The sequence below is a fragment of the Pseudomonas sp. MHK4 genome (genome assembly GCF_054600775.1).
The window spans coordinates 15,771-38,706 of the sequence record NZ_BAAIAK010000022.1; the positions used below are offsets into that span (position 1 = coordinate 15,771).

Consider the following 22,936-nt stretch of genomic DNA (forward strand, 5'->3'; position numbering starts at 1 on the left):
TGAGGGAATTGCGGCAGCTCAACCTGGTTCAACCCTCGCCAAAGCCGAACAGTCGGCGTGGCGTATCCCACATCACCTTCCTGCGTACACCGGCATCCGGCAGCAACTGCTCCGCCAGCTTCAGCAGCGGCCCGTAGTCGATGCGCGATTGCTCGCGAATGAATGGCCAGTCCGAGCCCCACATGCAGGCATCCGGGCCGAAGGCTCGGAGCAGTTCACTTACGTAGGCACCCGCTTGCTCCTGGAGATGATCGTGGGCGGCGAACTTCTGCATGCCGGAAATCTTCACGCAGGCCCGACCGCTGCGGGCCAATCCCAACAGCGCCTGGAACCCTGGCTGGCCGACGCCTGCGCTAACCTCGGGACGACCACAGTGGTCAATGAGCAACCGCGGCGCAGTCGATTCGATCAGGCCCAGCAACTCGACCAGCTGGTTGCCATGCACCTGGATTTGGGCGAACAGATCCAGCTCGGCGATCCGCCCGAAAAGCCCGGCCGCACCCTTCATGACGGCCAATCCTTCCAGCGCCGGATTGAACGCGACGCCCACCACACCCTGCTCCTTGAGTGCGGCGAGTTCGTCCAGACGGATGTCATGCTCGACAACGGCAATCCCCTTGAAGCGGCCCTCGCCGTGCGCCAGCGCATGCAGCAGGCAGCGATTGTCCGTGCGGTAGGCACTGGTCGGCCCCACCAGCAACGCGTGTTGCACGCCATAGGCGTCCATCACCCGGGCGAACTGTTCCAGGGGCGCGACCTCCTGCCCGGAGGGTGCGTAGATCGTGTCGGCGCGATAGGCAAACCGCGCCGGGTCAAACAGGTGGTTATGGCAATCGATCTTGGGTTCTTCGTAGATGCTCAAGGCTGCTCCCGCCAAGCGTCACTGCGCTTGCTCACTGAACTTTGTTATTGTCTCGCCGCTCTGGGCGATGCCGTTGCAGTGACGATACGACCAGGCGCTGAATAGCGCTCATACACAGATCGCTCGAACAATAACCAAAGGTTAATGACCCATGCCCTACGGCGAAGGCCCCGACGCCAACACGATGGTGTTCAAGCTGCGGCACATGGAAGTGTTCCGGGCGGTAATGCTCACAGGCTCGATCAGCGGCGCGGCAAAAATGCTCTACGTCTCGCAGCCTGCGGTCAGCAAGCTGATTGCCTATATCGAGAGCCGGCTGGTCTATCGCCTGTTCCAGCGCATCAACAATCGCCTGGTGCCCACCGCCGAGGCCCTGACCCTTTACCGGGAAGTCGAGCGTGTCTACCAGGCTGCGCTGGCGGTCAACGAGTGCGCACGGGCCTTGGCCAGCGGCCCCAATCGCCAGCTGCGCATCTGCTGCAGTGCTTCGCTGTCGACGGTGGTCATTCCGTTCGCCCTGGCCCGACTGAAGCGCGAAACGCCAGCGCTGAACATTGAATGGCAGACCACGCTAATGGGTGACATGCCCAACCAGATTCTCTCGAAGAAAGTCGACCTGGCCATTTCAGCCCTGCCGCTGATCCACGACCACCTGCACTCACTGGCCTTCATGCGCGCACGCATGGTCTGCGTGATGCCGGCTGATCACCCCTTTGCCCACCGATCGTCATTGTCACTGCACGAGTTGGTCGACCAGCCGTTGTTGCTGTTTCGCCCCGACATGCCTTTCGGCCGATTGCTGGCCGAAGAGATCGAACGCCAGGGCCTGGACCTGCGCTCGATGCTGCATTTCACCAATGCCAACGAAGCGGTCGCCCTGGTCAAGCAGGGCATGGGATTGACCATCATCGATGAGTTCGTGGCCGAGGACAGCGGCCTGATCGTGGTACCGCTGGTGGAAGCGATTCACTTCGATATCAGTTTCGTCTACTCACGATTCGAGCCGCTTTCCCAGTCTGCCGCGCAGTTGATGCAGGTGCTGCATGCCCAGGCGGTCAAGCTGGGACGGGTGATCCCGGGCTTCGAGTTGCCGAACTTCGACTGATCACCGATGACCCTGCTCCTGGCAAAAAAACAAAATCGCCATGTGCTCCCTTCGTTCTTTCATACGTCGCAGACTTCACTGCCCGTTTCCCCCTGTCCGGAGTTTTCCCAATGCCCTCGCCCCATTCCCTGTCCGCCGCGTTGCTCGGCCTGACCCTCGTCTGTCCGGCGATGGCCGAGGCCCAGGGCATGGAGTTGGGACAAGTGCTGATCGGGGCCGAAGACCAGAGTGACGAGGACCAGGGGATCGAGGACGCCAAGGCGCGACTCGAGCAGGTGCCTGGCGGTACCAACGTGGTCGACATGCGCCACCCCCTGCAAGGCCGGGTGGCGAGCAATCAGGATGTGCTGGCTTATCAGCCAGGGGTTTATGCCCAGTCGGCGGGCAACGAAGGGGTGAAGATCTCGATCCGCGGATCGGGGATCAACCGTGCGCCGGGCGCCCATGCCTCGGGCCTGTACGCCATGCTCGACGGTCTGCCACTGACCGGCCCTGGTGGCACGCCCTATGAACTGCTGGAGCCTCTGTGGCTCGACCATGTCGAGGTGCTGCGCGGCGCCAACGGTTTCGACCGCGGCGCCCTGGCCCTGGGCGGGGCCATCGACTACGTCAGCCATACCGGCTACAACGCACCCAAGCTCCAGGTGCGCTACGCGACAGGCAGCCACGGCTATCAGCAGCGCCAGGTCAGTTCCGGGCAGGTGCTGGGCGACTTCGACTACTACATGGCCCTGACTGATGCCCGCGCCGACGGCTATCAGGATCACACCGCCAGCGACAGCCAGGGCGTCATTGCCAACTTCGGCTATCGCTTGAACCCGAACCTGGAAACGCGCTTCTACCTGCGCTACCGCCAGACCGACAACGACCTCGCCGGGCGGGTCACAAAGCACTCCATCGAGCACGACCCGCGGGCGGCCAACCCCGCCTACGTGGCGCGCGACGATCGCCGCGAGCAGCCGGGCAGCACCTTTATCGGCAACAAGACCACCTACTACATCGATGACGATTCCAGCATCCAGGCCGGCCTTGCCTACCATGACTACCCCATGGACCTGCGCGAAGGTCCCAACCGCCTGAAGGTGGCGTACACCGATGTCAGCGGCACCTTCGACTACAAGCGTCGCGACACCCTCTGGGGCCTGCAGAGCCAAAGCACCCTGGGCCTGCGCGTGACCAAGCACCTGCCCAACGCCGGTGCCAGCGAGGAGGTGCGTATCCCCAGCGGCAACACAGCCGGTTATGCGCCGGGCACGGCCATGCGCAACTTCACCTACCAGGGTTCGGACAGCGTCCTGCATGTGGGCAATGACCTGGAGATCGCCGACGACCTGTGGCTGACCACTGGCCTGGCGGCCATCTACACTCGCCGGGAAAGCGCGGTGACTTACCCGCAAGGCGGTGGCAAGACCAGTCTGGGCGACTGGGACTACGCCCCGCGCCTGGGCCTGCGCTACCAGCTGACACCCGACCTGCAACTGTTCGGCAACCTCAGCCGCTCGGTCGAGGCGCCGCACCCCTGGTCGCTGATCTACAGCTCCAACGTTCGCTTCCCGGCAGGCAGCGGCCCCGCCACCGGCACCCAGCGCGATCCGATCGAGCTGCAGAACCAGACCGCGACCACCCTGGAGCTCGGCGGTCGCGGCGACAGCACATTTGGCCAATGGAGCCTGGCCTGGTACTACGCCCAGGTGCGCCACGAACTGCTCTCGGTGTTGCCGGATGCCAACGCCACCACGCCCTATGAACTCAACGCCAGCCCGACCGTGCACCAGGGCGTGGAAGCCAGCCTGCTGAGTAACCTGTGGTCGGGCGGTGACGGCGGTGAACTGAGCCTGCGCCAGAGCTATACCTTCAGCGATTTCCACTACAAGGACGACGAGCGCTTCGGCGACAACCGCCTTCCCGGGCTGCCGATGCACTACTACCAGGGCGAACTGCGCTACGACTGGCCCCAAGGCTTCTTCGCCGCCCTCAACACGCAATGGGTGTCCAAAGTGGCGGTCGATTACGCCAACAGCTACTACGCCGATCCCTACGCGCTGTTCGGCGCGACCCTGGGCTACAACGCACCCAAGGGTGACTGGCAAACGTGGGTGGACATGCGCAACCTCACCGACAAACACTACGCCGCCACCGTCACCCCAGGCTATGACGACAAGGGGCTGGACGCGGCGCGGTCGACGCCGGGCGAAGGTATGGGGGTGTATGTCGGGGTGTCGTGGAGCCTGCTGTGAGGCCTACTCAGGCGCAATATTCGGATTTCTGCTCATCGATCAAACGCAACGCGGCTTCCCAGGCCAACAGGTGAAGATTGTCGCGAATCTCGGCGGCCGACTGCCTGGCAGTGAGTTCACAGACATCTTTTGCGGGATAACGCAGCGGTTGCCCGCCAGCCAAGGCAGCCACCTGAGCCTGACAGGCTCGCTCGAGGAAATAGATCTGGTTGAAGGCCTCGGCAATGGAGCCGCCAACAGCCAACAGCCCATGGTTGCGCAGGATCATGGCCATGTTCGAACCCAGGTCAGCCACCAGTCGCGGGCATTCGCCAGCGTCTAGCGCGATGCCTTCATAGTCATGGTAACTGAGGCAGTCGTAGAACTTTAAAGCGTGCTGGGTAATTGGCAGCAAGCCTTGCTCTTGGGCAGAGATGGCCATACCTGCCGAGGTATGAGTATGCACGATGCAAACAGCGTCATGGCGAGCACCGTGAATCGCGGAGTGAATGTTGAATCCTGCCTTGTTTACCGCCCCGGCAACGTGGAGTCTGTCTTTGATGTCGCCGCGGATATCGATCTTGACCAGATCAGAGGCCCTCATCTCGTGAAACAGCACGCCATAGCGATTGATGAGAAACAGCTCTTTATCACCCGGCGCCCGCACCGAAATATGGGTGTCGATCAGGTCGGTCATGCGAAAGTGAGCGAGCAGCCGATATAAGGCTGCCAGTTCGCAGCGGACACTCCACTCCGCATCGGATATGAAAGCATGGGGACTTGCGACATTAAACATACGTTCCACCTCAGCAAACAAACAGGACGCCAAACATAAATAAAAAAATCAAATTCCAGACATAAAAAAGCGTGCGATGTCAGTTGAGATCGCCACGTATTGCTTTAATACAAGCTAGTAGTTGTAGGCTTCCTTGATTCTCTTCCAGGAGTCGCCTATATGAAACCTGAGCGCCTCAATTATTTTCTGCTCATCTTTGCTGCGAAACGCCTCGACAATAGGCCAGTGATCTATTGCCGCATCTTCAAGACTTTCAAAACGATGCTCAACCAGACTGATTGAAATCTGGATTTCCGCGTAAATATTGGAAAAAGCCCGGATGGTCTGGGTATTTCGCGATAACTCGCAGATTCGCTGGTGGAAAGCGATGTCGCGCTCGACCAGGTCCATTTCACGCCCGGCTTTCGCAGCGGCCTCCATCTGGCCGGCGATGACCGCCAGGCTTTCTATGTCTTCATCGGTGAGATGCGGGAAGGCCTGACGAACCGCAAATTCCTCCAAAGCCATCCGGAACGAGAAGATATCCTGGATATCCGACTCCGAAAATGAACGCACGAATGTGCCTCGCCGTGGGCTGGAGATGAGCAACCCGCGCTCCTCCAGCTTTCGGATCGCTTCGCGAATCGGGTTACGGCTGATTTTCAAGGTGCGTGCCAGTTCAGCCTCGTTAACCCGCTGCCCGCCTTTCAACTGGCCGCTGACCAGCAGTTTGTACAAATACTCGGTCACCTGCTCCGACAAGCTTTTACTGTCGACAACCGGTGCCGGGAACGATCCTGATTCACTACCAGGGCCATTTGAAACTGAGGATGGAAATTGATTCATCTGAAGTTAACCCGCTCTGCCTTCGATGTAGGTCACTGTCGTGGTCGAACTGAATCGGGTTACCGATTGCGCACTGTCGACTGTGGACAGTTAGCTTGCCTTTTTATCCCATTCCTGTCAATTCAACTAGTTATTGGTAATACAGGCCCCTTGAATATCAAGAGGCCTGCTTATTAATTATTAACTTACCTTGCTGATACTTGGACTATTCACTACTTGATACTTAGATATCAGGCGCATTACCGCATAAGCGATAATGGCCGTGGCGGGTGCCGAAAAAGTCGCCAGCAATCCCGTGCAATTCATCAGGATCACGCCCACGACCGAGGCAGCCAACCACGCCGTCAATCCGCAATAGTTCACTGATCTGAAGGGCACATTCGATACGCCTCCATCTGCCAGTTTTCGCACTTCAATGATTCTCGACAGGGCAACACCTACCCAGGCAACCACGATAATGCCCTGGTACGCCAGCGCCTCCAGCAGGTACTTGAAGACATCGGCCAGCATCAGTAGAAACACCAATGCGCCCACGACGACCGCCCACCAGCCCCATTTCCAGCCTATGCCAAAATGCTGCCCGATGGTTTTCAGGTTACTGGTAGCCACGAAGTAGTTTGCCGAGTTGATTCGAGTCTGGGTTGCCCATACGAAGACCAGGCCCCAGAAGCCCAGCAAACTGAGGATGGCCAGCACTACGGAGATCTCACTGATTTTCTCGATGCTGGGCACCGAACTGACCAGGTAAATACCGCAGGCACCGTTGACGACAATGGTGACGAAGTAGAATAAAAAGCCGAAATTCCATTTACTGTGAAATTCTTCATCGGCAGGTTTGCCGAACTTCGCATATTCATAGGCGAAGAGCATGAGTACCCAGATGCCCATGTAGTAGACAAAGCAATTCCACCAGCCGTAAGGGGATGGGTTGGAGGGTCCGAATGTCATCCAGTTGGTGGAATAGCCATATTCGGAGATGGAGATACACACGGCGGCTACCAGGCCAATGACGTAGACCGGCAGCAGCACGCCATTGAGTTTGTCGAGCCAGACCTGGATCTTGCCCAATACCAACGGCACGCTATAGGCCACGACGATCAGGGCGGCGACCGTGTGATTGATCGAGGGGAACAGGTGGTTGATCGCCAGCGCGATCACCGACCCTTCGAATACAGCGTAATAGATGGCGGTAGCCCCGAGGATGATCGCCGCGAGCACCGCGCCTTTCGCACCGAAGAGTTCTACTGAAAAGGAGGTCACCGAGTGACCTGTCTTAATGGCATGGCGGGCCATCAGGGATGTAATGACGCCATAGGAAATGACCGACAGGAGCATTCCCGTAATCGCATTGAAAGTGCCGTATTCCAATGCCAGTGCGCCGCCTACAATAATGTAGAACATCGCACTGCACACTGCCCACCACGCCATGGACAGCGATACTTTATTGATACGATCGTCAAATCCCACCACGGCGGCAGGTTGCCCTGCGCCGCCGTTACCTTTAATTGGACCCGCCATTTTTTATTACTCCAGTTATACAAGGAGGTGTTTAAAACACGTTTTATTGGGCAGAAGGACTACTTGAATGTTTCTTTGGGCACGCTGAAGCTTTAGTTGTTGTTATTTATGAGAGTACGGTTTTCGAGAGAAAAACGTTTCGATCAGGGGAATGAAACTTTCAAGACTCAAGGTATCGTAGTCCGGGTCGAACGACGGACAGTCCCACTCACGGCAAAACTTGTCACATTCATCAAACCAGGGATGCCCACGAAATTTCTCGCGAGTGTTTTTATCCAGCCCCAGGTTCTCCCAGTAATAGTACCCTTGGAATACATCGTGATTCATTACGATCCAATGGGCTTTTTCGGACACATAAGGCTTGATCAGCGCACCCGCCAATTCGGCATGGTTGTACAGCGCGAGAGTGTCACCGATATCATGGACCAGCGCCGCCAGGACCATTTCATCATCGGCACCATCACGCTTCGCCCGAGTAGCCGACTGCAGCGAATGTTGAAGCCTGTCGATCTGGTAAGGCTGCTCACCCTGCCCTAACAGTCGCAGTTGGTTGATGACCAGTTGCGGCATATGTTTATGTTCATCGGTTTCGAAGGAGGAAATCAGTTTCCAATCTTCGGGTTTCATCTGGTCGATGCTTTTGAAGTTCGCCTTTTCCATCTTTTTTCCTATCCGTCGGCGGGGCCGTATCAGCCCCGCCGAACATCGTTACTTCGAAGCGCGCCGCTGCTGACGCTCAGCGCTCCATTTAACACACCAGTCGGAACAGAATTCCTTGCCGTCGACTTTTACTTTCGTGGCCGCATCCTGCTCGTAGATCAGGACACCGCAGTTGCAGCATTTGATGTAACGTTCGATATAGAGCCCGTTTTCCGAAAATTTCATCTTCAGTTCCTCGTGTATCCGTAGTTCAACCGTGCAGACTCGAGTGAGATGTAGCCATCGCGCAGGTCACGCTCGACGGATTCCGCTGCTCGTTTTCCCGGACTGCCGAATCCGCCACCCCCAGGTGTCACCAACTTGACCCGATCACCCTCGAGGATGTCGACGTTGGAATAACGACTGGTGGAAATCTTCCCGTACGCTTCGCACATCGTTTGCCACTTGTCCGAGCCTTTTTTCTGCACAAGGCTGGCGCCACAGCCACCTTCCAGACCGCCATCCAGGCCCCAGGGCTTGGTGAAATGACGATCGGTCATTTGCGAAACGGTGATGGTTTCATTCAGGCAAAGCATTTGCTTGGTGTAACCCAACCCCCCTCGAAACTCACCGGCACCGCCCGAGTCCGTGTCCAGGGCCAGGCACTCGACACGCCATGGGAATCGGGTTTCGAACACTTCAACGGGCGTGGTTCGGCAGTTGCCGTTGATCGAGTCGACCGCGTCGTTGCCATCGGCGAAAGCGCGTCCACCCCAGCCCACCGCTTCCAGGTCATAACAGGCGAAATATTCACCGCTGACTGCATCCACGCCGCCGAACACGAAGTTGCAGTGCGTCGCGCCCTCGGCCGCCATGACTCGGTTGGGAACCGCGGTTGCCATTGCCCCCAGGATCGCACCGGTAATGCGTGGGTGCGTCTCGGTATTGCCACCGACCGATGGAGCCGGGAAATCCACGTTGACGATAGTGCCGGGAGGCGAAAGCACCCTGATCGGACGGAAACATCCACTGTTGCGCGGGATCGATGGATCGGTCATATGCAGCACTGCGTTATAGGCAGCCGACGTCGACACCCCCAACGTGGCATTGATCGGCCCTCGGGCCTGTGGCGAAGAGCCCGTGTAGTCGACGATGATCTGGTCGCCACGCACATGAACTTCAACAGCGATGCGGTAGGTCTTGTTCGGGGTCACACCGTCACTTTCGACAGAGTCTTCGAAGGTGTAGATACCATCGGGAATGGCCAGGATTTCAGCTTTCATGCGCCGTTCGGCGTAATCGAGCAGGTCACCAATGATCTGCTGGACATCGCTGACGCCGTACTTCTCAAGCACACCGAGCATCTGCTGCTCACCCAGGTCCACAGCGGCAATCAAGGCGCGCAGATCGCCGTAGTTGGTCCGGGGCGTACGAACGTTGGCCAGCAACAGCTTCCAGATATCGTTGTTGTCGACACCGGCAGTCTTGATCTTCACCGGAGGCACGCGCAAACCCTCATGGAAGATTTCCGTGGCCTCGCCGGCGAAACCGCCCGGCGCCATACCGCCGACTTCAGCGATATGGCCGATGGCAATTGCCCAGCCCTGTAGCTCGCCATGGAAGAAGATGGGTTTGAAGAACGAGTGTTCAGGGGTGTGGAGGCCACCACGGTAGGGGTCGTTGTGAAGGATGATGTCACCCTCTTTCAGGGTTTCCAGGTCGATTTCCTTCAAGCACGATTTCACCAGCAGCGGTATCCCGCCGATCATCGCGGGGCAAAAGTCGGCCACCGCAATCAGGTTGCCCTGCTTGTCGGCCAGGCCGCAGGTGAAGTCCAGCGCTTCGTTGAAGATCGTGGAGTAGGAGGTCTTTTGCAGGGTAATGCCCATTTCGCGACAGATCGATACCATCGTCGAGTCGAGGACACTCATCGCTACCATATCCATTATTTGCCCTCCGCGGATTTTGCAGTTACGAGCATGTAGCCGTATTCGTTGACGCGAATCTGCTGGTCGGGACGCAGGATCGTGACCGAGGCACTTTCTTCGATGATCGCCGGTCCCGCAATCACATGGTCCTGCAGCAACGTTTCGCGGTCGTACACCGGCGTATCGATCCAGCCTTGTTCAAAGCGCACTGCGCGACTGGAGTTGGCCCTGGCGGGTGTTTCGGCATGGGCCAGCGTCGCTATGTGCGGTTTCTCGCAGGAAGCGATAGCCACCGCCTTGATGGTTACCAGCTCAATGGTCTCGCCGGGGATGGAGAAGCCGAACCGGGCCTTGTGGATCTCATGGAATTTCTGCCACAACTGGCCGGCAGACTCGGCATCGATCGCCGCGAAGTTGACCGGCAGTTCCAGCCCGTGGTTCTGACCGAGGTAACGCGCTTCGATGGAGCGCTGAACCTGGATGTTGTCAACGTAACCCTGCTCGGTCAGTTCACTGACCGCACTGTTCACCAGGCTGCTCATCGCTTCGTCGACCGCGAGCGCGTCGAACCGCGTGGATACCTGTTGAATGGTCCGCTGTTTGTCGACACGGGCATTGGTCATGATGAAGCCGAATGCCGAGAACTGCCCGGGATAGTTGGGGACCAGGCCTTGGGGGATGCCGCTGATGTCCAGCAGGTCGCAGATGTGGACCGGACCGGCACCGCCGGATGACAACAGGGTGAAGTCGCGAGGATCCAGGCCGCGTTGCAACAGCACGGTGCGCAGTGCGCCCAGCATGTTGTTGTTGGCGATTTGCAGCATGGCCATGGCGGCTTCATCGACCGCCATCTGCAACTTGTCTGCAATGCGCGCAACCGCGCGATGGGCGGCGCTGGCGTCGAGCTTCATCCGACCGCCGAGGAAAAAGTCTGGGTTGATGCGACCCAGGACCACGTTGGCATCGGTCACGGTTGCTTCAAGGCCACCACGGCCATAGCAGGCAGGTCCCGGAACGGATGTCGCGGACTGCGGCCCCATGCGCAACAGCCCACCTTTGTCGATCCACGCCAGCGAGCCGCCACCGGCACCAATGGTGTGCACGTCGATCATCGGAACCTGGATCGGAATTCCCCACTCGATTTCAAAGTCGGTGGTGATGTTTTCCTGACCGTTGACCACGGTTGCACAGTCGGTCGACGTGCCCCCCATGTCGAACACCACCAGATTCTTGATCCCGGTAAGTTCAGCGACGGTACGGGTGGCGACGACGGCACCCGTGGGGCCCGACAAGGCCATCTGCACGGGAGTCGCCGCTGCGCCCCGGATACTCGACTCGCCGCCATTGGACTTGATGACACCGACCTTGTCGCCGATTCCCAGGTCATCGAGACAAGTCTTTATACGTGCGAAACTTTCCTGGACGATCGGCTTGAGAAAAGCATCGGCGATAGTCGTGGACGCCCGGTCGTATTCCTTCCACTTCGGAAGTACGTGGAACGAGGACGAAATAGGGATTTCAGGAAGTTCTTGCGCGAGAATCTGCGCGATACGGTCTTCATGTGCTGGATTGACGTAGGAGAACAAGGTACATACGGCGATCGCTTCGATGGTGCCATCGTCACGAATGGCCTGCGCCACTTTACGAACCGATGCCTCGTCCAGGGGAAGTACTACTTCACCCAGGGCGCTGATACGTTCGGCAACTTCGTAGCAATCGGCACGACTGACGAATGCCTTGGTCTTGATCCAGGTGATGTCGTAATGGCTGCGGCGGTCGCCACGCTGGATAAACGGTACATCCTTGAAGCCACTGGTCGTCACGTACGCAACCTTTGCGCCTTTTCGCGTCAACAGCGCGTTCGTGGCAATGGTGGTACCCAGACGAACCTTGTTCACGGTTGCCATGGACTCGATATGGGACAGCCCTTCCAGAACTCCATCGATAGGATTGGCTGGCGTCGTCAGGTTCTTCCAGTTTTCGATCTTGCCAGTTGTGGCGTCGTATGACACGAAGTCGGTAAAAGTACCGCCAATGTCGACACCTACAATATTGTCCTCACGCATAAGGCGCTCCGCTTTATTATAAATCTAAAGTTGTCGGGGGCAGTTCTTAAGTTACTTATGTGCGGTGATTACCGTGGGCTCGCGATTTACGCTGATATCTTAATAATCACGGTAAATACACTTTTCTTGTTCAAGGATGTTTTTTCTACATTCATACCTCGTGCACCGAGTGCCTTTGAACCGCTTCGGCCATCGCGGCCCTTGCAGGTGAAACAAGAGCCAAGCTGTGGACTGAAGACTGTGGACAGTTTGCGCTTGAGGTCATTTGCTGTCAACCGGTCGAGCGCCCACTAAAAGCACAGGTGCGCCTTCGCGTCGGCCGAGGGAAAGATTCGAGTGCTTCGTTTGTGCTTGAAAGCCGCGCCCTAGAGGGGCGTACAGAGGGCGGACCATTCGTCGCAGGAGGTCAGAAAGACCGGGTATGAGGTGACACATCGCAGGAGCTTGCAGTGCGGCGACTTGAATTGCCGGCGATTAGGTCCGGAAGATCAATGCAATATTCAAGGACGCCTTCGCCGGCAAGCCGGCTCCTACAGGTCCGCGGCGCCCACGGACTCACGTCCTGCGCAAACCATTGTAGGAGCTGGCTTGCCAGCGAAGAGGCCCGAAAGATCTACGCAATAGCCGAGGCCGCCATCGCCAGCAAGCCGGCTCCTACAGGTCCGCGGCGCCCACGGACTCACGTCCTGCGCAAACCATTGTAGGAGCTGGCTTGCCAGCGATGAGGCCCGAAGATCTACGCAGTAGCCGAGGCCGCCATCGCCAGCAAGCCGGCTCCTACAGGTCCGCAGCGAACACGGACTGACGCCCAACACAAAACCTTGTAGGAGCTGGCTTGCCAGCGATGAGGCCCGAAAGGTCACCGCAATATTCGACACCGCCATCGCCCGAAAGCCGGGCTCCCACAGGTCCGAGGCGATCACGTCTGTGCTACGACGTTCTCGCCCCCGGATTCTGCCAGAACGCAGGATCGGCGCTCTTGAGCCGTTCGACCGCATTATTGATGTGGTTGAGCGCAGCATGGCGCGCGCCTTCAGGGTCGCGTGCGGCGATGGCCGCGTACACGGCAAAGTGTTCGACCCGCACCGTCTTGGCCAGGTCGCGGCGGCGTTCCTCGTTGGAGCGCGTGATGCGGATCGCTTCCTTGATGTACTGGGCGATGAATTCGTGCAGTGACGGGTACAGCGGATTACCCGTTGCCCTGGAAATGGAGTGATGGAATCCCAGGTCTTCCTCGACGCCATCGCGCCCCGCCTGCTCGGCGGCATCGATGGCCTTCAGCGCCTGGTGGATGGCCTCCAGTTGCGCCGGCGAATGCCGCTGTGCCGCCAGTGCCGCCGCCTCCCCTTCGATACCGCGGCGCAACTCGGTGACCCGCAATACGGCCTCGATCGACCCGCTGACATCCAGGTCGATGGTGAACGCCTTGATGTGCGCGCCTTCGCTGACGACCGTGCCGCTGCCCTGGCGGACCTCGACCAGACCGGCTGATTTAAGGCGCGAGATCGCTTCGCGGATGACCGTCCTGCTCACCCCGAAACGCTCCGACAGCACAGGCTCCGTGGGCAGGCGAGCACCCGGCAGCACTTCGCCGTTGGCGATATAGGCCTTCAAGGCCGCCGTCACCTGATCGGACAGCGTGCCCTTGGCGGAATCCTTCAGAACGGCCAGCGCCTCGGCGGAACAGGGGGATTTGTCAGGAGTGGGCATAGGCATCTCTGGGCTCAAATCGGTGAACGGTACTGCATTTTAGACCCGTCGTCCTCCCTGACTTCTGCTCCTTGAATTCGTATGACGTATTATGATAAAAAACCGACCTTCATGTAAGTCCGATAAAAACAAACGTCACCCACTACAAAAATAAGGATGGGGGAAACACATGACTGAATCAGTGATTCAAACCGGTGCCATCGTGCCCGCCGATCGCTTCGAGGACCTGGCGTATCGCAAGGTCGCGTGGCGTATCCTGCCGCTGTTGTTGCTGTGCTACCTCGTCGCCTATCTGGACCGGGTGAACGTGGGTTTCGCCAAATTGCAGATGTCCGACGATCTGCAGTTTTCCGAAGCCGTCTACGGTCTTGGCGCAGGGATCTTCTTCATTGCCTATTTCCTCGTGGAAATTCCCAGCAACCTGATCCTGCATCGGGTCGGCGCGCGGTTGTGGATCGCGCGCATCATGATCACCTGGGGCATCATCTCCTCGGCCATGGCCCTGGTCAGCACGCCCATGTCCTTCTACATCATGCGCTTCCTGCTGGGGATCGCCGAGGCCGGGTTCTACCCGGGTGTCATCCTCTATCTGTCCTACTGGTTCCCGACCCATCGCCGCGGCAAGATGTATGCCCTGTTCGCCACGGCAGTGCCGCTCTCCGGGCTGATTGGTGCGCCCCTGTCCGGCTGGATCATGAGCGCCTTCAACGGTGACCATGGGTTTGCCGGCTGGCAATGGCTGTTCTTTCTCGAAGGCCTGCCTTCGATCGCCGTCGGCATCCTGGTGATCTTCTGCCTCAGCGACCGGATCTCCAAAGCCGGCTGGCTCACCCGCGAAGAGAAAACCCTGCTGCAGACCCGCATCGACGCCGAAACCGCCGGCCACCAGGCCCACAGCCTGAAAGAGGTGTTCCTGCAGCCGCGTATCTGGCTGCTGACGGCCATCTATTTCTGCATGATCGCCGGCTTCTATACCGTGGGCTTCTGGCTGCCGACGCTGATCCGCCAGGCCGGTGTCAGCGATGTGTTGCAGGTCGGAATGCTCACCGCCATCCCTTATGCCGCCGCGGCCATGACCATGATCCTGGTGTCGCGCAGCGCCGACCGGCTGCGCGAGCGTCGCTGGCACCTGGCGCTGACTGCGGTGCTGGGCGGTATCGGCCTGTTCATCTCCGCCACCTGGAGCGACAACTTCACGGTTTCCATGATCGGCCTGACCCTGGGTTCCATGGGGGCGATGAGCACCCTGCCGCTGTTCTGGAGCCTGCCGACCGCCTTCCTCGGCGGCACCGCAGCGGCTGCCGGCATTGCCCTGATCAACTCCTGGGGCAACCTGGCGGGCTTCGTCTCGCCGTACCTGATGGGCTTCCTCAAGGACACCACCCACAGCACCACGATCGGCATGTACGTGATGGCAAGCGCGCTGTTCCTCGGTGCCCTGCTGGTCTTCAGAATTCCCGGAAAACTCGTCAACCGTTGACGTTTGGAGTAACTCATGAAAATTCTCGTGACCGGTGCAGCCGGCTTCCTTGGCCGCCGCCTGATCCAGGCCCTGCTGTCCCGTGGCTCGCTCACCGACCGCGCAGGCCAGTCCCAACCCATCCGGCAAATCGTCGCCTTCGACATGGTGGCGCTCGAGGGCATCGATGATCCGCGGGTAACGGTGGTGTGTGGCGATATCGCCGACCCTCAAGTGTTGGACAGCCTGATCGACGCCAGCACCGACAGCATCTTCCATCTGGCCGCGGTGGTTTCCAGCCAGGCGGAGGCCGACTTCGAACTGGGCATGCGCATCAATTTCACCGCGACCCAGAGCATGCTCGAACGCATTCGCCTGCTTGGCACCTGCCCTAAATGGGTGATGACCAGCTCCGTCGCGGTGTTCGGCGGGCAATTGCCGGAACAGGTGCGCGACGATCAGGTCTGGGCACCGCAGAGTTCCTATGGCACGCAAAAAGCCATGAACGACCTGCTGCTCGCCGACTACAGCCGCCGCGGTTTCGTCGACGGCCGCAGCCTGCGCATGCCGACCATCGTGGTGCGCCCGGGCAAACCCAACCTGGCCGCTTCGAGCTTCGCCAGCGGCATCATTCGCGAGCCGCTCAACGGCCAGCCGAGTGTGTGCCCGGTGGCCCTCGATACGCGGCTCTGGCTGATGTCGCCAAGGCTTGCGATTGAAAACCTGATCCATGGTCATGAGCTATCAGGCGAGCAAATGAGCGAGGGCCGGGTGATCAACATGCCGGGCCTGTCGATTACCGTCCAACGAATGATCGATGCCCTGCGGCAGATCGCGGGCGACGAAGTGGCCGCGCGGATTCGCCTGGAGCGCAATCCGGCGATCGAGCGCATCGTCGGTTCATGGCCAGGGTCCTTCTGCGCCACCTACTCCCGGGACCTGGGGTTCAAGGCGGATGAGGATTTCAGCGCCGTGATCCAGCAGTTCATCACTGAATATCTGCCCGGATAAACCGATGGAGGAGCTCGACATGTTGAATGCCCCTGCCCGCCCTCTGCTGGGCTGCATCGCTGACGATTTCACCGGTGCTACCGATCTTGCCAACATGCTGGTGCGCGGTGGCATGCGCACCGTGCAAAGCATCGGCATACCCGCTGCCGAAGTCGCCAGGCAACTCGATGCCGACGCGATCGTCATCGCCCTGAAGTCTCGGACAATACCGGCCGCCGACGCCGTGAGGGAGTCGCTGGAAGCACTGCGCTGGTTGCGTGAGCGTGGCTGCGAACAGATTTTCTTCAAATACTGCTCGACGTTCGACTCGACCGCCGCCGGCAACATCGGCCCGGTCAGCGAAGCCCTGCTGGAGGCACTGGACAGCGATTTCACCCTCGCCTGCCCGGCTTTCCCGGAAAACGGGCGCACGGTGTTTCGCGGGCATTTGTTCGTCCAGGACCAATTGCTCAGCGAGTCGGGCATGCAGCATCACCCGCTGACACCGATGACTGACGCAAACCTGGTGCGGGTGCTGCAATCGCAGAGCCAAGGCAAAGTCGGCCTGTTGCGTTATGACAGCGTGACCCAGGGTGTCGAGAGCATCCGCACCCGCATCACGCAGTTGCGCGCCGAAGGTGTACGTTTAGCGATTGCCGATGCCGTGTCCGACGCGGACCTGCATCTGCTGGGCGAAGCCTGCGCCGGTCTGGCGCTGCTGACGGGTGGTTCGGGGCTGGCGCTGGGCTTGCCGGATAACTTCCGGCGTGCCGGTAAACTGCGCGACCTGGACGCCGCCCGGGTGCCTGCGGTCGAAGGCGGCGAAGTGGTGCTCGCCGGCAGCGCTTCGCAAGCCACCAATGGGCAAGTGGCGACCTGGTTGCAAGCAGGTCGTCCGGCCTTTCGTATCGATCCGATGGCATTGGCGGCGGGAGAACCGGTCATCGAGCAGGCACTGGCCTTCGCCGCTGATACTGCAGAAACGGTGCTGATCTACGCAACCAGTTCCCCGGATGAGGTCAAGGCCGTACAACGCGAGCTAGGGACCGAGCGCGCGGGAAACATGGTCGAGCAGGCCATGGGCAGGATCGCCAGCGGGCTACACCAGGCCGGCGTCCGGCGCTTTGTGGTCGCCGGCGGGGAAACCTCCGGGGCCGTGGTGCAAGCCCTGGACATCCAGCTATTGCAGATCGGCGCGCAGATTGACCCGGGCGTGCCCGCCTGCGTCAGTACGCCTGGAGAACCCATGGCCCTGGCGCTCAAGTCCGGCAACTTCGGTGGCCCGGACTTCTTTGCCAAGGCGCTCAAGCAACTGGCGGGAGTTCAAGCATGAGCAATGAAAACGCCCTGCGTGAAGAAATCTGCGACGTCGGCGGCCTGTTGTACAGTCGCGGCTATACGGTCGGCAGTGCCGGCAACATCAGCGCCCGCCTCGACGATGGCTGGCTGATCACGCCCACGGACGCTTGCCTGGGCCGCCTGGACCCGGCGGCGATTTCCAAGGTCAACCTGGCGGGGGAATGGGTCAGCGGCGATAAACCGTCAAAGACCCTGGCCTTGCACCGTCAGGTCTATGATCGCAACCCGGATGTCGGCGGCGTGGTCCACACCCACTCGACGCACCTGGTGGCGCTGACGCTGGCCGGGGTCTGGCACCCGGATGACATCCTGCCGCCGCTGACCCCCTACCAGGTGATGAAGGTCGGGCACATCCCGTTGATCGCCTATGAACGTCCCGGCTCGCCAAAGGTGGCCGAGCGTATCGCGCAACTGGCCAACAGCGTGCGCGGGGTCATGCTCGAACGCCTGGGCCCGGTGCTGTGGGAAAGCTCGGTGTCGAGGGCCAGTTATGCCCTGGAAGAGCTGGAAGAAACCGCGCGCCTGTGGCTGATGAGCAACCCCAAACCGGCCCCGCTCGACCAGGCGGCACTGGATGAGCTGCGCGAAGTTTTTGCCGTGCAGTGGTAAACCCCCGGACTGATGCTGTTCAATTGTAGGAGCGAGCTTGCTCGCGAAAAACCTGAGAGCGCCGCGGGGAATCAGATTTCCCGCGTTATCGTTGGCCTCCATCGCAAGCAAGCTTGCTCCTACAAAAAAACAGCGTTTCGGCCTTACGCTTGTATTTTCGACTTCAGGAGTACCCATGCCTCGTTTCGCTGCCAACCTCAGCATGCTCTACCCGGAACACGATTTTCTCGACCGCTTCGCTGCGGCCGCCGCCGATGGTTTCCAGGCGGTGGAATACATGTTCCCCTACGACTACAGCGCGCAACAATTGAAACAGCGGCTCGACGACAACGGCCTGGTCCAGGCCCTGTTCAACGCGCCACCGGGTAATATCGCGGCGGGCGAAAAAGGCACCGTGTCCTTGCCTGGCCGTGAAACGGAGTTTCGCGATGGTTTCGACCAGGCCCTGGAATACGCCGCGATCCTGGGCAATGACCGCATCCACGTCATGGCCGGGCTGCTGGCGAACGAAGCCGACCGTTCCCGCCACCACGAGACCTACCTGGAAAACCTCAGCCACGCGGCAACAGAAGCCGCCAAAGTCGGCGTCACGGTATTGCTCGAGCCGATCAACACCCGCGACATTCCGGGCTTCTTCCTCAACCACCAGCATCAGGCACAGGCCATCTGCGCAGCCGTGGGCAAGACCAATCTCAAGGTCCAGTTCGACATCTACCATTGTCAGATCGTCGAGGGTGACGTGGCGACGAAGCTGCGGCGGGATTTCGCCGGCATCGGTCATATCCAGATCGCGGGCGTGCCCGATCGCCACGAACCGGACCTGCACAACGAGGTGAATTATCCCTACCTGTTCAATCTGATTGATAAGCTGGGCTACAGCGGTTGGGTGGGTTGCGAGTACCGGCCACGCGGCAACACCAGTGAAGGTTTGCAATGGCTGCGCGATTGGAAGGCCCGCTGAGTCATTGATGGGCTGCACCTTTTTCCAATGCGGGGAGATCTGCGAAAAACCGGCCCAAGCATTTACAATCACGCCTTTCACCGCAGATCAGAAAGGTTCTACAGGTTATGGCGCTCGACCCTCCCACGATGTTGACACTCTCGATCGCCCTCGCAGCGGCCGCCGCGCTGTACCTGGCGATCGAATGGCGCAGCATCCGCGAGCCCTCGCTGCTGTTCTGGAGCGCGGGTTTCGCCACCATCACCCTGGGCTCGACACTCGCCTTGCTGCGCGGGATCGGCCTGTTGCTGGTCGGCATCTGGTTCGCCAATGGCCTGCTGGTGGTGGCCCACTGGTGTTTCCTGCTGGGTGTCGCGCGCTTCACGCAGACGCGCCTGTCCCGTGCCTGGTACCTGATTTTCGTCGCCTGGGCTGCCTTGCTGTTGTTACCGGACGAGGCGTCGTGGTCGAAGGTCATGCTGCTGGCCAATTCGCTGCTGGTGGCCCTGGTGACACTCAGGGCCAGCTTCCTCCTGCGCCCCCATGGCAAATCATTGAGCGTGGGCGCGGTGCAGCTGCGCTATGTGCTGCTGGTCCATGGGCTGTTCTACCTGGCCAAGTCGATCACCGCGATCGTTCCCGGCACCCTGATCGATCTTGCCGCCTTTCGTGGCGAGATCATCCAGATCTCCCTGGTCGAGGGCGCGATGGCGATCATGCTGATCGCCTTGTCCATGACCGGCACCGAACGCTACAGGCGCGAGAAACGCATCGCCCGGCTGGCCGCCCGTGATCCGTTGACCGCCCTGTACAACCGCCGCGCGCTCGAAGTGCGGGCAACGCGACTGCTCGATGACGTCTCGCCGGCTCGCCCCGGCGCCTTGCTGCTGATCGATATCGACAACTTCAAGCAAGTCAACGACCTGTACGGCCATACCGCAGGCGACCGCCTGCTGGTCACGCTGAGCGGGATGATCCGTTCGGTCCTGCCCGAAAGCGCACTGGCGGCGCGGCTCGGTGGTGACGAGTTCGTGATCCTGCTGAGCAATGCCTCGCATGAGCAGATCGTGGCGCTGGGCAGCGCGCTGCGTGAGCAGTTTCACCACGCTGCCGCCCAGACGTTCGCGACACCCGAAGCGGTGACCCTGAGCATCGGCGCCAACCTGTTCGACCATCCGCCCGCCAGCCTGGCGGCATTGATCGAGCAAGGCGATGCGGCGCTCTACCAATCCAAGCGTGGCGGACGCGACAGCATGCGCCTGGTCGATCAAACCGTTTCTGGTTGAGGCCTGGACGAAAAGCCCCCGCAGTATCTTTTGGTGGGAAACGCTCACGCTAAAGTGCAAGCCCACTATACGCCCGTATGGTATCGAGGGCGGTGTGGCGCGTTGCACACTGATTGCCCGAACGATCCAGGCAATAGGTGAACGACCATGACAACGCATCTGGACTACCCCACCCCAACGGCTGGTACACATCAGAAAAGTAGCGGCCAGCCGGCGTCAGAATTGAGCTTGCCCGGCACCCCGTACTCCGGTGGATCGGGGTCGCAGGAACTGGTGCCTTCACGCTATGCGCTGCGGGTCGGCGAGATCGATGTGCTGGTGATCAGCGATGGAGTACTACCGCTGCCGACCACGACGATGTCCACCAACGCCGACCCGGCCGCCCGCGCGGCCTGGTTCAAGGAGATGTTCCTGGGGCCGGATGCGTTCGATTGGGCGTTGAACGTACTGGTGGTGCGCAGTGGCGAGCAGACCATACTCGTCGACGCAGGACTGGGTGGACAGTTCCCTGGTTTTCCCCGGGCCGGGCAGTTCCCCAAGCGACTGGAGGCCGCCGGTATCGAGCTTTCGTCGGTGACTGACGTGGTGATTACCCACATGCACATGGACCATATCGGCGGGTTGCTCGTCGATGAGGTGAAGAACAAGTTGCGGCCAGACGTGCGCATCCACGTTGCGGCTATCGAGGTTGCGTTCTGGGAGTCACCGGATTTCACTCACACCGACATGCCTTCACCGGTACCGGACGTCCTGCGGGCAACTGCCAATCAGTTCATCAACGCTTACCGCCGCAATGTGCGGACATTCGAAGACGAGTACCAGGTGGCACCGGGCGTGGTGGTCAAACTCACCGGCGGCCACACCCCGGGTCACAGCGTGGTCTATGTGACGTCCGGCGGCGAGCGCTTGACCTTCGCTGGCGATGCGCTGTTCCCGGTCGCCTTCGAGCATCCCGACTGGCATAACGGTTTTGAACATGATCCTGAGGAGTCGGTGCGCGTTCGGGTGCGACTCATGCGAGAGGCGGCGGCGAGCGGTGAGCTTTTTGTCGCCACGCACCTGCCGTTCCCCTCCGTTGGCCGGGTGGCCGTCAATGGCGACGCCTTTCGCTGGGTCGCGGCTTTCTGGGACTACTGACAAACCCGCTGGTGCGGGTTGTCGTGGACTTCTGTAGGAGCAGCCGGTCGACGCTCCTACAGGGATCGCGGTGAAATGGGTTTCACGTCTGGGGGATCGTCGCTTACCTCATCGACTTGAATCCCGCCCGCACTTCCCGGGAGAACAGCGCCGGCTGCTCCCACGCAGCAAAGTGCCCGCCCTTGGGCACTTCGTTGTAGTGCACGAGTTTGGGATAGGCCTGCTGCGACCAGCTTTTCGGCGCCGCATACAGTTCATCGGGAAACACGCTGACCGCCACCGGGATATTGACGCCCTTGACCGCGAAGAAGGTCGACTGGTTTTCCCAGTACAACCGGGCGGAGGAAATGGCCGTGTTGGTCAGCCAGAACAGCGTGATGTTGTCGAGGACGTCATCGGCAGTCAGGCCTTCCGGTTGTCCGTCAATGGAGCGCGCGATCATATCGAAGCTTTTAGGATCGTGATCGAGCATGAAGGCCGCCAGGCCGACGGGTGAATCCGTGAGGCCAGTGAGCGACTGCGGTCTGTCACCCATCATGATTGCGTAGCCGATGTGCTTGTAGGTGAAGGCGAGTTGATCCGCCGCGCGCTTCTCCTCTTGAGACAGACCATCGGGTACCGATTCGCCGCGAAACAACGCCGCATCGAGTTCAGGCGGGATGACTCCTGGCATGTTCGAGTGAATGCCGATCAAGCCGGCTGGCGCCTTGACTGCCATCAGGTCGACGACAATCGAGCCCCAGTCACCGCCTTGCGCCCCATAGCGGGTGTAGCCCAGACGCTGCATCAGCTCGATGTAGGCATCGGCGATTCGCCCGGGATTCCAGCCGGCCTCGGTCGGTTTCTGCGAGAAGCCATAACCAGGCATCGATGGAATCACCAGGCTGAACGCATCGTCGGCACTGCCACCGTGCGCCGTCGGATCGGTGAGTGGCCCGATGACTTTCATCAACTCGATCACCGAGCCAGGCCAGCCGTGCGCCATCAGCAAAGGCAAGGCGTTCTCGTGTTTCGAGCGCACATGGATGAAATGTATGTCCAGGCCATCGATATGGGTGATGAAGTTTGGCACTGCGTTTATTTTCGATTCAATGACACGCCAGTCATACCGGGTCGCCCAGTGGCTGGCCAGTTTCTGGATCGTCGCCAGTTGCACACCTTGCGAAGCGTCATTGACTGTCTCCTTGTCCGGCCAGCGGGTGGCGGCAATACGTCTGCGCAACTCCGCGAGTTCGGCTTCCTCGGCGTGAAAATGGAAGGGACGAATTTCTGTTTTTATTGAAGTCATAGCGTCAAGGTTCCTGAGCGCGAAGTGATTCGCAGAGCCAACTTTCAATTGGCTGCTGTTATTGGATTTAATGAGATTCAGGTTTAACAAAGTCAGCTATCTAACTGACAGAATTGATTTTATAGGCACGCAAAAGGCGCGAATAGAACGGAAAAAACGATCACCTTCAGCTGTTCCGTTCATCGCCGCTGGTCGCCAGGGCG

General features: G+C 59.8%; 19 protein-coding genes. 9 read left to right on the forward strand and 10 right to left on the reverse strand.

Annotated elements, in window-relative coordinates:
- Window positions 1-28 precede the first annotated feature (28 nt).
- On the reverse strand, window positions 29-862 hold the full coding sequence (locus ACYP2Q_RS30000; RefSeq protein WP_459733794.1) for an amidohydrolase family protein: 834 nt from the start codon (window positions 860-862) through the stop codon (window positions 29-31).
- Between the two features lie 151 nt (window positions 863-1,013).
- Between ACYP2Q_RS30000 and ACYP2Q_RS30005 the strand changes: the two genes are divergently transcribed.
- Together ACYP2Q_RS30005 and ACYP2Q_RS30010 are read left to right on the forward strand one after the other, a co-directional pair.
- A complete protein-coding gene (locus tag ACYP2Q_RS30005; RefSeq protein ID WP_459733795.1) occupies window positions 1,014-1,967 on the forward strand; it encodes a LysR family transcriptional regulator in 954 nt (317 codons plus the stop codon).
- A 110-nt stretch (window positions 1,968-2,077) separates the two neighbouring features.
- Window positions 2,078-4,204 carry a TonB-dependent receptor family protein gene (locus ACYP2Q_RS30010; protein WP_459733796.1) on the forward strand — a complete coding sequence of 709 codons (2,127 nt, stop codon included), beginning with the start codon at window positions 2,078-2,080 and terminating at the stop codon, window positions 4,202-4,204.
- Window positions 4,205-4,211: 7 nt separating this feature from the next.
- On the opposite strand, the gene ACYP2Q_RS30015 is transcribed toward ACYP2Q_RS30010, so the two are convergent.
- From ACYP2Q_RS30015 to ACYP2Q_RS30050, 8 genes are all read right to left on the reverse strand, one after another.
- Window positions 4,212-4,979, reverse strand: coding sequence for a class II aldolase/adducin family protein (locus ACYP2Q_RS30015; protein ID WP_459733797.1), 768 nt, complete (start codon window positions 4,977-4,979; stop codon window positions 4,212-4,214).
- A gap of 114 nt (window positions 4,980-5,093) precedes the next feature.
- Entirely contained in the window at window positions 5,094-5,804 is a 711-nt protein-coding gene (locus tag ACYP2Q_RS30020) for a GntR family transcriptional regulator (RefSeq protein ID WP_459733798.1), read from the reverse strand.
- A 180-nt stretch (window positions 5,805-5,984) separates the two neighbouring features.
- Window positions 5,985-7,322, reverse strand: a complete 1,338-nt coding sequence (locus ACYP2Q_RS30025; protein WP_459733799.1) for a purine-cytosine permease family protein — start codon at window positions 7,320-7,322, stop codon at window positions 5,985-5,987.
- Between the two features lie 102 nt (window positions 7,323-7,424).
- Complete coding sequence (locus ACYP2Q_RS30030) at window positions 7,425-7,982, reverse strand: HD domain-containing protein (protein WP_459733800.1); 558 nt, start codon at window positions 7,980-7,982, stop codon at window positions 7,425-7,427.
- Between the two features lie 48 nt (window positions 7,983-8,030).
- Window positions 8,031-8,207, reverse strand: coding sequence for a hypothetical protein (locus ACYP2Q_RS30035; protein ID WP_459733801.1), 177 nt, complete (start codon window positions 8,205-8,207; stop codon window positions 8,031-8,033).
- A gap of 2 nt (window positions 8,208-8,209) precedes the next feature.
- On the reverse strand, window positions 8,210-9,907 hold the full coding sequence (locus ACYP2Q_RS30040) for a hydantoinase B/oxoprolinase family protein (RefSeq protein WP_459733802.1): 1,698 nt from the start codon (window positions 9,905-9,907) through the stop codon (window positions 8,210-8,212).
- On the reverse strand, window positions 9,907-11,955 hold the full coding sequence (locus ACYP2Q_RS30045) for a hydantoinase/oxoprolinase family protein (RefSeq protein ID WP_459733803.1): 2,049 nt from the start codon (window positions 11,953-11,955) through the stop codon (window positions 9,907-9,909). The genes ACYP2Q_RS30040 and ACYP2Q_RS30045 overlap by 1 nt, the downstream gene beginning before the upstream one ends.
- A gap of 930 nt (window positions 11,956-12,885) precedes the next feature.
- Window positions 12,886-13,671, reverse strand: a complete 786-nt coding sequence (locus tag ACYP2Q_RS30050; RefSeq protein WP_274076235.1) for a FadR/GntR family transcriptional regulator — start codon at window positions 13,669-13,671, stop codon at window positions 12,886-12,888.
- Window positions 13,672-13,834: 163 nt separating this feature from the next.
- Between ACYP2Q_RS30050 and ACYP2Q_RS30055 the strand changes: the two genes are divergently transcribed.
- The 7 genes from ACYP2Q_RS30055 (at window position 13,835) to ACYP2Q_RS30085 (ending at window position 21,445) form a co-directional block, all read left to right on the forward strand.
- The gene (locus ACYP2Q_RS30055) at window positions 13,835-15,145 is read left to right on the forward strand and encodes an MFS transporter (protein WP_459733804.1); all 1,311 of its coding nucleotides are present in this window, start codon (window positions 13,835-13,837) and stop codon (window positions 15,143-15,145) included.
- Between the two features lie 15 nt (window positions 15,146-15,160).
- On the forward strand, window positions 15,161-16,135 hold the full coding sequence (gene denD, locus ACYP2Q_RS30060; protein WP_459733805.1) for a D-erythronate dehydrogenase: 975 nt from the start codon (window positions 15,161-15,163) through the stop codon (window positions 16,133-16,135).
- 19 nt (window positions 16,136-16,154) lie between these two features.
- A complete protein-coding gene (gene otnK, locus ACYP2Q_RS30065) occupies window positions 16,155-17,447 on the forward strand; it encodes a 3-oxo-tetronate kinase (RefSeq protein ID WP_459733806.1) in 1,293 nt (430 codons plus the stop codon).
- Window positions 17,444-18,082: a 3-oxo-tetronate 4-phosphate decarboxylase gene (gene otnC, locus ACYP2Q_RS30070; protein WP_459733807.1), complete on the forward strand. Its 639-nt coding sequence runs from the start codon at window positions 17,444-17,446 to the stop codon at window positions 18,080-18,082. The genes otnK and otnC overlap by 4 nt, the downstream gene beginning before the upstream one ends.
- Before the next feature lie 175 nt (window positions 18,083-18,257).
- A complete protein-coding gene (gene otnI, locus ACYP2Q_RS30075) occupies window positions 18,258-19,043 on the forward strand; it encodes a 2-oxo-tetronate isomerase (protein ID WP_459733808.1) in 786 nt (261 codons plus the stop codon).
- 107 nt (window positions 19,044-19,150) lie between these two features.
- Window positions 19,151-20,308, forward strand: coding sequence for a GGDEF domain-containing protein (locus ACYP2Q_RS30080; protein ID WP_459733809.1), 1,158 nt, complete (start codon window positions 19,151-19,153; stop codon window positions 20,306-20,308).
- 147 nt (window positions 20,309-20,455) lie between these two features.
- A complete protein-coding gene (locus tag ACYP2Q_RS30085) occupies window positions 20,456-21,445 on the forward strand; it encodes an MBL fold metallo-hydrolase (RefSeq protein WP_459733811.1) in 990 nt (329 codons plus the stop codon).
- A gap of 103 nt (window positions 21,446-21,548) precedes the next feature.
- Here the strand turns inward: ACYP2Q_RS30085 and ACYP2Q_RS30090 are convergent, their stop codons facing one another.
- Window positions 21,549-22,733 (reverse strand): epoxide hydrolase family protein, encoded by a 1,185-nt coding sequence (locus ACYP2Q_RS30090; protein ID WP_459733812.1) that lies wholly within the window; start codon window positions 22,731-22,733, stop codon window positions 21,549-21,551.
- Window positions 22,734-22,936: the final 203 nt, after the last annotated feature.